12 protein-coding genes are annotated in these 11,641 nt (G+C 73.7%); 6 read left to right on the top strand and 6 right to left on the bottom strand.

The window, feature by feature from the left end:
- Positions 1-124: 124 nt before the first annotated feature.
- Positions 125-1,555 (bottom strand): dihydrolipoyl dehydrogenase family protein, encoded by a 1,431-nt coding sequence (locus ACFYYH_RS03165; RefSeq protein ID WP_388545080.1) that lies wholly within the window; start codon positions 1,553-1,555, stop codon positions 125-127.
- 129 nt (positions 1,556-1,684) lie between these two features.
- On the opposite strand from ACFYYH_RS03165, the gene trxA reads away from it, so the two are divergent.
- Positions 1,685-2,071: a thioredoxin gene (gene trxA / locus ACFYYH_RS03160; protein WP_388545079.1), complete on the top strand. Its 387-nt coding sequence runs from the start codon at positions 1,685-1,687 to the stop codon at positions 2,069-2,071.
- Between the two features lie 127 nt (positions 2,072-2,198).
- On the opposite strand, the gene ACFYYH_RS03155 is transcribed toward trxA, so the two are convergent.
- Positions 2,199-2,468 (bottom strand): hypothetical protein, encoded by a 270-nt coding sequence (locus tag ACFYYH_RS03155; protein ID WP_388545078.1) that lies wholly within the window; start codon positions 2,466-2,468, stop codon positions 2,199-2,201.
- A 137-nt stretch (positions 2,469-2,605) separates the two neighbouring features.
- On the bottom strand, positions 2,606-3,640 hold the full coding sequence (locus tag ACFYYH_RS03150) for a LacI family DNA-binding transcriptional regulator (protein WP_388545077.1): 1,035 nt from the start codon (positions 3,638-3,640) through the stop codon (positions 2,606-2,608).
- Between the two features lie 259 nt (positions 3,641-3,899).
- Between ACFYYH_RS03150 and ACFYYH_RS03145 the strand changes: the two genes are divergently transcribed.
- Complete coding sequence (locus ACFYYH_RS03145; protein WP_388545075.1) at positions 3,900-4,352, top strand: type II toxin-antitoxin system PemK/MazF family toxin; 453 nt, start codon at positions 3,900-3,902, stop codon at positions 4,350-4,352.
- Positions 4,353-4,463: 111 nt separating this feature from the next.
- Here the strand turns inward: ACFYYH_RS03145 and ACFYYH_RS03140 are convergent, their stop codons facing one another.
- Positions 4,464-5,336 (bottom strand): TIGR02452 family protein, encoded by an 873-nt coding sequence (locus tag ACFYYH_RS03140; protein WP_388545073.1) that lies wholly within the window; start codon positions 5,334-5,336, stop codon positions 4,464-4,466.
- A gap of 175 nt (positions 5,337-5,511) precedes the next feature.
- On the opposite strand from ACFYYH_RS03140, the gene egtA reads away from it, so the two are divergent.
- From egtA to egtD, 4 genes are read left to right on the top strand one after another with little or no spacing between them, the layout of a single operon-like run.
- Complete coding sequence (gene egtA, locus ACFYYH_RS03135) at positions 5,512-6,786, top strand: ergothioneine biosynthesis glutamate--cysteine ligase EgtA (protein WP_388545071.1); 1,275 nt, start codon at positions 5,512-5,514, stop codon at positions 6,784-6,786.
- Positions 6,783-8,141 carry an ergothioneine biosynthesis protein EgtB gene (gene egtB / locus ACFYYH_RS03130; RefSeq protein WP_388545068.1) on the top strand — a complete coding sequence of 453 codons (1,359 nt, stop codon included), beginning with the start codon at positions 6,783-6,785 and terminating at the stop codon, positions 8,139-8,141. Before egtA ends, egtB begins: the two co-directional genes overlap by 4 nt.
- Positions 8,141-8,896, top strand: coding sequence for an ergothioneine biosynthesis protein EgtC (egtC, locus tag ACFYYH_RS03125; RefSeq protein ID WP_388545065.1), 756 nt, complete (start codon positions 8,141-8,143; stop codon positions 8,894-8,896). Before egtB ends, egtC begins: the two co-directional genes overlap by 1 nt.
- Positions 8,893-9,855 (top strand): L-histidine N(alpha)-methyltransferase, encoded by a 963-nt coding sequence (gene egtD / locus ACFYYH_RS03120; protein ID WP_388545062.1) that lies wholly within the window; start codon positions 8,893-8,895, stop codon positions 9,853-9,855. Before egtC ends, egtD begins: the two co-directional genes overlap by 4 nt.
- Here egtD and ACFYYH_RS03115 read toward each other — a convergent pair.
- Both ACFYYH_RS03115 and ACFYYH_RS03110 read right to left on the bottom strand, forming a co-directional pair.
- Positions 9,750-10,628 (bottom strand): lysophospholipid acyltransferase family protein, encoded by an 879-nt coding sequence (locus tag ACFYYH_RS03115; protein WP_388545060.1) that lies wholly within the window; start codon positions 10,626-10,628, stop codon positions 9,750-9,752. The two genes, egtD and ACFYYH_RS03115, sit on opposite strands and share 106 nt — an antisense overlap.
- Positions 10,625-11,434 (bottom strand): GNAT family N-acetyltransferase, encoded by an 810-nt coding sequence (locus ACFYYH_RS03110; protein ID WP_388545057.1) that lies wholly within the window; start codon positions 11,432-11,434, stop codon positions 10,625-10,627. The genes ACFYYH_RS03115 and ACFYYH_RS03110 overlap by 4 nt, the downstream gene beginning before the upstream one ends.
- Positions 11,435-11,641: the final 207 nt, after the last annotated feature.

The following is an 11,641-nucleotide window of genomic DNA, read 5'->3' as shown; positions in this document are numbered from 1 at the left end:
GAGCGCCCGTCGCCGTCCAGGCGGCGGGCGCCCCTGCGTCCGCGTCCGGCGGCCCCCGCGTCCGCCCGCACGCGGTCCGGGCCACGCGGGCCGTTCATCTCCCCCTCCGGGGACGCGCGGCCGCTCAGCCCCGGTAGGTCTCCAGCAGCCGCAGCCACACCTCGCTGATCGTGGGATAGGACGGAACCGCGTGCCACAGACGGCTGATCGGAACCTCGCCGACGACCGCGACGGTGGCCGAGTGGAGCAGTTCACCGACGCCCGGTCCGGCGAAGGTGACGCCACGGAGGATCTCGCGGTCGAGGTCGACGATCATGCGGGCGCGGCCGTGGTAGCCGTCGCCGTAGAGCGCCGCCCCGGACACACTCCCGATCTCGTAGTCGACCGCGCGGACGCGGTGTCCCGCCCGCTCGGCCTCGGCGAGGGTCAGGCCGACCGCCCCGATCTCCGGGTCGGTGAAGACGACCTGCGGCACGGCGCCGTGGTCGGCGGTGGCGGCGTACGGGCCCCAGGGCTCGGAGACCGGTACGGACGCGTCCGCGGCCCTGGCCGCGATGGCGGCGCCGGCGATACGGGCCTGGTACTTGCCCTGATGGGTCAGCAGGGCGCGGCGGTTGACATCGCCGACCGCGTAGAGCCAGTCGCTCCCCCGGACCAGACAGCTGTCGTCCACGGTCAGCCAGGAGCCGGGTTCGAGGCCCACGGACTCCAGCCCGATGTCGTCGGTGCGCGGCGCCCGGCCGGTGGCGAAGAGGACCTCGTCGGCCTCGATCCGCTCACCGTCCGCCAGCACGACGGTCACCGGACCGGTCCCGCCGTCGCGTTCCACCGCGGCGACGGACGCCCCCGTGCGGACCGTGGCGCCCGCTTCGGTCAGCGCCTCGACGACCAGCTCACCGGCGAACGGTTCCATCTTCGGCAGCACACCGCCGCCGCGCACCAGCAGGGTGACCTCCGAGCCGAGCGCCCGCCACGCGGTGGCCATCTCGACGCCCACCACTCCCCCGCCGACGACCACCAGACGTCCCGGGACATGCTGGGAGCTGGTCGCCTCACGGCTGGTCCAGGGGTTGGCACCGGCGAGTCCCGGCAGGTCGGGCAGTTCGGCACGGGTGCCGACGGACACGGCGACGGCATGGCGGGCGGTCAGCACGCGGCGCTCGCCGTCGGGGCCGGTGACGACCACCCTCTTGTCGCCGTCCAGCCTGCCGTGCCCGCGTACGACGGTGGCGCCCACGCCTTCGAGCCACGCGACCTGGCCGTCGTCCTTCCAGTTCGAGGTGAACTCATTGCGGTGGGCGAGCACCGCGGGCGCGTCCAGGGGGCCGCCCACGGCCTGGCGCAGTCCCGGCACCCTGCGTGCCTCGGCGCGCGCGAGCACCGGGCGCAGCAGCGCCTTGCTCGGCATACAGGCCCAGTAGGAACACTCGCCGCCGACCAGTTCGCTCTCCACGACCGCCGTGCTCAGTCCGGCGGCCCTGGCACGGTCGGCGACGTTCTCCCCGACCGGTCCCGCGCCCAGCACCACCACGTCGTACTCAGTCTCTTCCGTCATGGGGTCAGTCTGGTCGGGCGATCGCCGCATGGCCACACGATCTTCGGGCATGGGCCAAGGAATACCGCGACGCGGTGGACGGTTGTCGCAGGCGGCTTCCCCCCGGAGAGCAGGAAGAGGTAACAGGCCATGGCCACTGTGGAACTCACCAAGGACAACTTCGACCGGACGGTGTCGGAGAACGACTTCATCCTGATCGACTTCTGGGCCTCCTGGTGCGGACCGTGCCGCCAGTTCGCCCCGGTGTACGAGAAGGCCTCCGAGCGCCACGAGGACCTCGTCTTCGCCAAGGTCGACACGGAGGCGCAGCAGGAGCTGGCCGCCGCCTTCGACATCCGCTCGATCCCGACGCTGATGATCGTCCGCGACAATGTCGCGGTGTTCGCCCAGCCCGGCGCGCTGCCGGAGGCCGCGCTGGAGGATGTGATCGGCCAGGCCCGCGCGCTGGACATGGACGAGGTCCGCAAGTCGGTCGCGGAGGCCGAGGCGAAGGCGAAGGACACCGAGAGCGCGTAACGCGCCCTGGCGGCGACGCGTCCCGCCGCCGTACCGAGCCGGAGCACCGCACCACCACCGGAGTACCGCACCACCGGAGTACCGGGCCGGAGCACGGGGCCGGAACGGCGGGCCGGCCCGGGGCCCCTCAGACGGCAGGCACCGCGACCACGCGCACCGACATTCCGTAGTCCAGTTCCGAGCCGTCGACCAGCAGGGCTTCGACCGTCAGCGTCTCGGGGTCGATGTCCGCCTCCATGCCGTTCCCCTCGTACCGCGGATAGCCGGAGGCTCCTGTGTCACCGGTCGCCTGGACGAGGGCCGAGCGCAGGGCGGTCGCCCCGGTGGGCGGGCCTTCGTCGTCCTCGGTGAACTCGGCGACCAGCAGGATCTCGAAGCGCTGCGGAACGGTGCTCATGCGGCGACGCTAACCACCGCGCGGCGGCGCCGCATGTCGTCGGCGCCCGCACAGGACCCGGTTCCGACGCCGGCCGAGGAGCCGAGGACCCGCTTCAGCCGGTCGAGGACGCGGTCCAGCCGGTTGGGGACCCGGTTTCAGGTGGACTCGCGGGGGACGGCCCGCGCGCCCATCAGATCGTGCCGCTCCGGCTCACCGTCCGGGTCGCGGACCACCCGGTGCACGAGTTCGGCCAGCCGCCGGCCCGTCACCATGTCGATGTGCACCGTGGAGAGCCGGGGGCGCAGCAGTCTGCCGAGCAGCAGATCGTCGGCGCCGATCACGGCCGTCTCCCCCGGGATGCCGATGCCCTCGTCCTGGAGCGCCCGCATCAGGAGCATCGCGTACTCGTCGTTGTAGGCGAAGACGGCGTCCAGACCGAGCCCGCGCCAGCGGGCGGCGAGCGCCGCCGCCGACTCCTCCTCGTACGCCAGCGGCAGCGGCGTGATCCGGGCGCCGGTGCCGTCGGCGGCGGCCCGCGCCCCCGCGAGACGCGGGTCGGCGAACAGCTCCAGGCCGGGTTCCTCGGGCATCACCACACCGATACGGCCGTAGCCGCGTCCGACGAGATGGGCCACCGCCCGGCTGCCGATCTCACGCTGGTCCATGACCAGCGCGTGCGCGCCCGCGACCCGGTCGGGGCCGAGCGTGATCACGGCCCGCGCCCCGGACCGTCGGAGCAGGTCCACGCCCTGCGGTGTCAGGGCGATCTCGCCGAGCGAGATGACGGCGACGGGCCGCAGCTCGGCCCAGGCACGGGCCGCCGCGTCCCCGTCCATGCCGAGACTGCCGTACTGCACCACGGTGTAGCCGAGCCGCCGCAGCTCCCACTGGAGTTCATTGAAGAAGGCGCTGTAGAGGGGCCCGACGGGGACATGGGCCGCAGGCAGCAGCACGATCCCGGTGTGTCCCGCGCGCAGACTGCGGGCCGCCGCGTGCGGCACGTACCCCAGTCGCTCGGCGGCGTCGCGCACCTTCCGGCGGGTCGGCTCGCTGATCCGGACGGCCGTGGCGTTGTTGAGCACGTACGAGACGGTGGCGCGGGAGACGCCGGCCAGCCGCGCCACATCGGCGCTGGTGGGAACCGGACGTTCGACGGGGTGTTCGGCGGACTGCTCGGGCAACGGGCTCATCGCTCCCGGTATCTTTCCAGACCGCGTGGGGCGAGGTCCGGCGGTTGCCAGGAACGGGGCGCCCTTTCCTGAGCCGCGTGCGCGGGAGGCGTGCGCGGGAGCGCCCGCACGTGGCGGTTCGCCGGGGGCCGGAAGCGGAGCCGGAGCCTGAAACCTCCAAAGCCTGGAACCTGGAGCCGGAGCCCGGAGCCGGAGCGCCGAGCGCGGTACCGGGCCCCCGCCCGCCGGAGCCCGCCGCCGGGGTTCTAACGTCATGCGGATGACGCGCATCTCCCCCACCGGCGACGACCTGCCCGGCCGTGCCGGCCCCACCGCCACCACCGAGGCCGACCCCCGTGCCGTGGGGCCGGTCCGCACCTCGTACGCCCCCGAGCACGACGGCGACCCGGACCCCGGCGAGATCGTCTGGACCTGGGTGCCCTACGAGGAGAACGACGGACGCGGCAAGGACCGCCCGGTGCTGGTGGTCGCCCGTGAGGCCGCGGGCACGCTGCTGGCCGTCCAGCTCTCCAGCAAGCGCCATGACCGCGACCGCGAGTGGGTGCCGATAGGGGTGGGCCCGTGGGACCGCGCGGGCCGCGACTCCTGGGTCGCTGTCGACCGGGTGCTGCGGGTCCACGAGCGGGGCATGCGACGGGAGGCCTGCGCGCTGGACCGCGGCCGGTTCAATCTGGTCGTCAACCGGCTCAGGGAGCGCTACGACTGGAGCTGACGGCCGCACGTCCGCCGGAAGCCCGCGGTGGGCGACCGCCAGGAGCCCGCGGTGGGCGACCGCCGGGAGGCCTGGGCGTCCGCCCGGGAAGCCCGTGCCCGTGCCCGTGTACTAAGCGAACGCCCGGCGGAACGCCCCCAGCGTCGTCGCCCCCGCCGTACGGTCCAGCACCGCGAAGACCACCTCGTCGAAGCGGTCCGCGAACCTTCCGCCCCCGGTCAGCGGGGCGTGGAACGCCTCCGCGACCGTCGCCGGGTCGTTGCGGAAGACACCGCAGCCCCAGGCCCCCAGCACCAGCCGCCGGTAGCCGCGCTCCGCCGCCGTCTCCAGCACGCGCTCCGCGCGGGAGGCGAGCGCGGCCGCGATCCCGTCGGCCCGCTCGGGGATCCGCTGGGCGATCACGCCCGCGTTCGGTGCGGCGGAGGTCAGAAAGCCCACGTGGTACGGCGTGCCGAGCAGCCGTCCCCGGTCGTCGCGGAAGACCGGCACACCCGGTGAGTGGATCACCCGGTCGCTGTAGAAGGGGCTGCGGTCGGCGCGGTGGTGGGCGTAGAACTCGGGCACGCGCAGCAGGGTGGTGTACAGGGCGGAGGCCCGGCAGAGCGCCTCCTCCTGGGCCTGCGCCCCGTTGAGATACCCGCCGCCGGGATTGCGGGCGGACGAGAAGTTGAGCACGGCCACCGCGCCCGTTCCCGCCGCCGTCAGCCGTCCCGCGGCCTCGAGACTGCTCTCGCCGGTCACCTCGACGGCCGTCGCCCGGTGCGCCGCGAGAGCCGCCGTACCGGCCGTGCCCGCCGCGCCGGCGGCCGCCCGGACGCCCGGATCCGGGATCTCGACGGGGTCGGGGCCGTACATCCGCGTTCCGTCCAGCGCGGCGTCGACAGCGGGGCGAATCACCACGTCACGGCCGTCCGGGGCACGGTACTTCCCCGTTCGGACGATCTCCTCGGTTTCTTTCGCGATGCCCCGCAGCCGTGCGCTCATACGGCGAATCGTGTGTGAACGATCTCCCCCGGGGCAACCGTTTTTCTGGCGAAACGGCAACCCTGGGGGCACTCTTGTGCGAAGCGGTGAGAGGGGCTTTAGGTTGGACGAAGCGCGCTCCGCTCCGAACCCGGAGAGGGAGTTCGGTCTTGGTCTTCGACAGGAGGATCCGGCCATGCCATCCGACAGTTTCCATGACGAGGGACCCGTACTCGGCGAGGACGACGCCGAGGATCTGCTACGCGGTATCTGTTTCAAGACCGGCCCGCCCCGCACCGTGGGCGTGGAGCTGGAATGGCTCGTGCACGACCTGCACACCCCCGAACAACCCGTCCCGGCCCGTCGGCTCGCGGAGGCCTTCGACGGACTGCGGGCCCTGCGCCTCAGCTCCGCGCTCACCTTCGAACCCGGCGGCCAGCTCGAACTGAGCTCGGCGCCCGCCGCGTCGCTGATGGAGTGCATCGCCTCCACCGACCGGGACCTGGCCGTCGTACGCTCGGCGCTCCGTACGGCGGGACTCGCTCTCGCGGGTCTCGGCCAGGACCCCTGGCACTCTCCCGACCGGCTGTTGCGCGAGCCGCGCTACGACGCCATGGAGACCTATCTCGACCGGATCGGCCCGGCCGGCCGCGCCATGATGCGGACCACCGCCTCGATCCAGGTCTGTCTGGACGCGGGCCACGAGGAGCCGGGTCCGCTGGGGTACAGCCGGCGCTGGCAGCTCGCCCATCTGCTGGGCGCGGTGCTGGTCGCCGCGTTCGCGAACTCCCCGATGCGCGAGCGCAGGCCGACCGGCTGGCGCTCCACCCGGCAGGCGCTGTGGGCCCAGCTCGACCCGGCCCGCACCTCGGCGCCGTCCGCGCGGCACGAGCCGCGCGCAGGCTGGGCCGCGCACGCCCTGGACGCCCCGGTGATGTGCATCCGGGCGCCCGAGGGCCCCTGGGCCGTGCCCGAGGGGCTGACCTTCCGGGAGTGGATCCGGTCCGGGACACCGCGTCCGCCGGTCCGGGCCGATCTCGACTACCACCTCACGACGCTGTTCCCGCCCGTGCGCCCGCGCGGCCATCTGGAGCTGCGGATGATCGACGCGCAGCCGGGCGACGACGGCTGGATGGTGCCGCTCGCGGTCACCACCGCGCTGTTCGACGATCCGGAGGCGTCGGAGACGGCCTACCGGACCGTCAAGTCGCTCGCGGAGACGGCGGGCTCGCTGCCCGCGCCGCGCAATCTGCTCTGGGTCAACGCCGCGCGGCACGGCCTGGCCGACCCCGAGCTGCATCTCGCCGCGATGACCTGTTTCGCCGTCGCGCAGGAAGCGCTGCCGCGGATCGGCGCCGACACGGCCGTGCGGAAGGCCGTCGCCGCCTTCAACGACCGCTATGTGGTGCCCGGCCGGTGCCCCGCCGACGAGCTGCGCGCCTCTCTGAACGGGAAGGACCCCAGGACATGACCGACTCCGCGGAAACCGCCGGGATACCGGCGGAACGGCTGCGGCACCGCGCCGTCGAGGCCCTGACGGCCGCCCGGGACCGTACCGCGCTGCTGACCTCGTGTGTCGACGACCACGATCTGACCGCGCAGCACTCCCCGCTGATGTCCCCGCTGGTGTGGGATCTGGCGCACATCGGCAACCAGGAGGAGCAGTGGCTGCTGCGGACCGTCGCGGGCCGCGCGGCGATCCGCCCCGAGATCGACTCGGTGTACGACGCCTTCGAGCATCCGCGCTCGGCGCGGCCCACGCTGCCGCTGCTGCCGCCCGCCGAGGCACGGGCGTACGCGTCGGACGTACGGGGCCGGGTGCTGGACGTCATCGAGCGCACCCCGCTGCACGGCGGTCCGCTGCTGGACGCTGCCTTCGCCTTCGGCATGATCGCCCAGCACGAGCAGCAGCACGACGAGACCATGCTCATCACCCATCAGCTGCGCCGGGGCCCGGCCGCGCTGACCGCGCCCCCGCCGCCCGCGGGGAGCACGGCGGGCCTGCCCGCCGAAGTCCTGGTCCCCGCGGGGCCCTTCACCATGGGCACCTCCACGGAGCCCTGGGCGCTGGACAACGAACGGCCGGCCCATCAGCGGCTCGTGCCCGCGTTCTTCATCGACACCGTCCCGGTGACCAACGGCGCCTACCTCCACTTCATCGAGGACGGCGGCTATACGGAGGAACGCTGGTGGGCCCCGGAAGGGTGGGCCCAGATCCGCGAACACGGCATCGGCGCCCCGCTGTTCTGGCGGCGTGAGGGCGGGCAGTGGCTGCGCCGCCGCTTCGGGGTGGTGGAACCGGTCCCCCTGGACGAGCCGGTGCTCCATGTGAGCTGGTACGAGGCCGACGCGTACGCCCGCTGGGCGGGGCGGCGGCTGCCGAGCGAGGAGGAGTGGGAGAAGGCCGCCCGCCACGATCCCGTCTCCGGCCGGTCGCTGCGTCATCCCTGGGGCGACGACGAGCCCACCCCGGACCGGGCCAACCTCGGCCAGCGCCATCTTCAGCCGGCGCCCGCCGGCAGCTATCCGCGGGGCGCGTCACCGCTCGGCGTACGGCAGTTGATCGGTGATGTCTGGGAGTGGACGTCGAGCGACTTCCTGCCCTATCCGGGCTTCGCCCCCTTCCCGTACCGCGAGTACTCGGAGGTGTTCTTCGGCAGCGCGCACAAGGTGCTGCGGGGCGGGTCGTTCGCGGTGGACCCGGTCGCCTGCCGGGGCACGTTCCGCAACTGGGACCTGCCGGTGCGGCGCCAGATCTTCTCCGGCTTCCGCACCGCCCGTACGGCCGGCCCCGCGCCGCGGGCCGGCCTCCCCGAGGAATCCTGATGTGCCGTCAGATCGCTTATCTGGGACCGCCGGTGGCGCTCGGTGAGGTGCTTCTGACACCTCCCCACGGGCTCCACCGGCAGTCCTGGGCGCCGCGTCACCAGCGGTACGGGACCGTCAACGCCGACGGTTTCGGGGTGGGCTGGTACGCCGAGGGCGATCCGGTCCCGGGCCGCTACCGGCGCGCCCTGCCCATCTGGGCCGATCTCGGCTTCACCGATCTGGCACGGGTGGTGCGCAGCGGCGCCCTGCTGGCCGCGGTACGTGACGCGACGCTGGCGGGCGCCGACGGCGAGGCCGCCGCGGCGCCGTTCGCCGCGGGGCCCTGGCTGTTCGGCCACAACGGAGCGGTCGGCGGCTGGCCGGGCAGTGTCGCGGCGCAGGCCGCGGCCCTGCCCGCCGAGGAGCTGCTCTCCCTCCAGGCCGGCAGCGACTCGGCGCTGCTGTGGGCGCTGGTGCTGCACCGGCTGCGGGCCGGGGACGAACCGGGCGGGGCGCTGGCCGACACCGTGCTCGACGTCGCCACGGCCGCCCCCGCGTCCCGGCTCAATCTGCTGCTCACCGACGGCGTCAGCATCGCGGCGACCGCCTGGGGCGACACCCTCTGGTACCTCACCGGGCCCGGCGACCGCACCGTGGTGGCGTCGGAGCCGTACGACGACGATCCGCGCTGGCGCGAGGTCCCCGACCGCACCCTGCTGGTGGCGACCCGCGCCGATGTTCTGCTCACCCCCCTCAAGGAGCCACCCGCGTGAGCCCGTTCGAACTGACCCGCACCCTGCCCGAGGACGCCACCGGCGCCGCGCTGCGCGCCGATGTGCTCCAGGGGCTGACCCGTACCCCCAAGACACTTCCGCCCAAGTGGTTCTACGACGCCAGGGGCAGCGACCTGTTCGAGGAGATCACCCGGCTGCCCGAGTACTATCCGACCCGCGCCGAGCGGGAGATCCTGCTCGCGCGCGGGGCCGCGATCGCGGCGGAGACCGGGGCACGCACCCTGGTCGAGCTGGGGTCGGGGTCGTCCGACAAGACGCGCCATCTGCTGGACGAGCTGACCGCGCTCCAGCTCTATGTGCCGGTCGATGTCAGCGAGAGCGCGCTGACCGGGGCCGCGCGGTCGCTGCTCGCCGAGCGGCCCGGCCTCCGGGTGCACGCGCTGATCGCCGATTTCACGGCCGGGCTGACCCTGCCCGAGACCCCCGGTCCCCGGCTGGTCGCGTTCCTCGGCGGCACGATCGGCAATCTGCTGCCCGCGGAGCGCGCGCTGTTCCTCGCCTCGGTCCGCGCCCTGCTGGCGCCGGGTGACGCGCTGCTGCTCGGTACGGATCTGGTCAAGGACGAGTCCGTACTGGTCAGGGCGTACGACGACGCGGCCGGTGTGACGGCGGCGTTCAACAAGAACGTCCTCTCCGTCATCGACCGTGAGCTGGGCGCGGACTTCGACCCGCGCGACTTCGGTCATGTGGCGCTCTGGGACGCCGGGCACGAGTGGATCGAGATGCGGCTGCGGGCCCGCCGTGCCCTCACCGTGAAGATCCCCGAACTGGATCTGGTGGTGCACTTCGAGGCCGGTGAGGAGGTACGGACGGAGGTGTCGGCGAAGTTCCGTCAGGAGGGGGTCCGGGCCGAGCTGTCGGCCGCCGGGATGGAGCTGACCCGCTGGTGGACCGATGAGGCGGGACGGTTCGCGCTCTCGCTCGCGACGGCGGTCTGAGCGGCCTCGGACAGCGTCCCGCGGCCGGTGTGGCGGCCGGCGGGGATCACCGGCAGGACCGTGATCTCCGCCGTCAGCCCGCCGGCCGTCACCACCCGCCACAGCGAGGCCCCGAGCGAGTCGTCCCCGACATAGGCCGGCGCGCCGGACGGCTCCCCGCCGGGGCCCCGGTAGGTGAGCCGTACGGGCCGGACGTCGGCGTCCGCGTCCAGCGCGGCCTGGAAGACGGCCGTGGTGAACCGGCCGTGGTCCTGGCCGCACCAGGTGCAGGCCTCGGGGAAGACGATCACCCGCGAGCCGTCGCTCAGGGCGTCGGCCAGCGTCCGCACGGTGCCGGGCAGCGCCCGCAGCCGCTCGCGCTCCACGAAGACCGTGCCGCCCTGGGTCGCCATCGCGCCCAGGACGGGCCAGCCCCGTATCTCGCTCTTGGCCAGCATCCGCCCCGGAAAGACGGCGGCGAGCAGCGGTATGTCCAGCCAGGAGATGTGGTTGGAGACGACCAGCGTGCCGCCGCCGCGCGGGGGCGCGGGTTCGCCCGTGATCCGGATCCGCAGACCGAAGGCCCGGATCACCGTCCGCGCCCAGAGCCGGGTCAGCCGGTCCCGGTGGGCCGCGCCCAGCAGCGAGACGAGCGGGGTGAGCAGCACCCCCGCCAGCACGAGGGCGGTCCCCGCCAGCAGCCGGCCGGCCGCGGTGACGGGGGCGACGGCGGGTCCGTTGTGTGCCGCGCAGCCCCGTGGGGTGCAGGGCGCCGTGGGCAGCCAGACGCTCATGCCGACGGTACGAGGGAGAGGAAGTGCCGCAGATAGCGCGGGTTGGTGCGCCGCATCGACAGCAGGACATAGAGGTCGGCGCAGTCGAAGTCCGGGTCGTGCGCGGGCGCGCCGCACACCCAGGCGCCGAGGCGCAGATAGCCGCGGAGCAGCGGCGGCAGTTCGGCGGCCGAGGCGGCGGGCGAGGCGGCCGCCTCGGCCGGCGTCCAGAGCCGGTGCGGGGTGACCCAGTACTCCTCGGGCGCGAGGTGCTTGTTCTTCACGGTGTTCCAGGTGGCGGCCGCCAGGGCGCCGCCGTCCGCGAGCGGGACCGAGCAGCAGCCCGCCAGCCAGTTGTGGCCCGTGGTGGTCATGTAGCGGGCGAGTCCGGCCCAGATCAGGGCGATGACCCCGCCCGTACGGTGCAGGGGGTGGACGCAGGAGCGGCCGACCTCGACCAGGTCGTCCCTGATCGGGGCCAGCCGGGAGAGGTCGAACTCGCTGTCGGAGTAGATCCGTCCCGCGGCCCTGGCCCGGTCGGGCGGCAGCAGGCGGTAGGTCCCGACGACCTCGCCGGTGGTCTCCTCGCGTACCAGCAGATGGTCGCAGTACGCGTCGAACTCGTCGGAGTCGAGGCCGGGCTCGGGCCCGTCGAGCCGGGCACCCAGCTCTCCGGCGAAGACGAGATGGCGCAGTCGCTGCGCGGCCCGTACGTCGTCCTGGCCGCGGGCGAGGGAGACCACGTAGCGCGTCTCGGCGGCGGCGGGAGCGGTGACGCCGACGGGGACGGGAGCGGTCGTGAGCGGAGCTGGTGCGATGGCGGACATGGCTGTCTCCTGTGCCGGTGGGGAAGGCGGCTGCCGGAGTCCGTCGCTCGCGCGGCGGGTCCGGCACCTTGTTTCTTCCGTGACCGGCTGGATTTGACATGACCGCACGGCGGAGTGCGGATGTGAGGCGGTTGAATGGCCGGGACCGGGGCGGGCCGGGGAGTGCCCCGGTCCGTGGCGCGCGTGGGCCTTCCCCGTAACGTACCG

It is taken from the genome of Streptomyces sp. NPDC002018 (genome assembly GCF_042890865.1).
Classification (GTDB): domain Bacteria; phylum Actinomycetota; class Actinomycetes; order Streptomycetales; family Streptomycetaceae; genus Streptomyces.
This window is presented reverse-complemented; position numbering and strand designations above follow the sequence as displayed.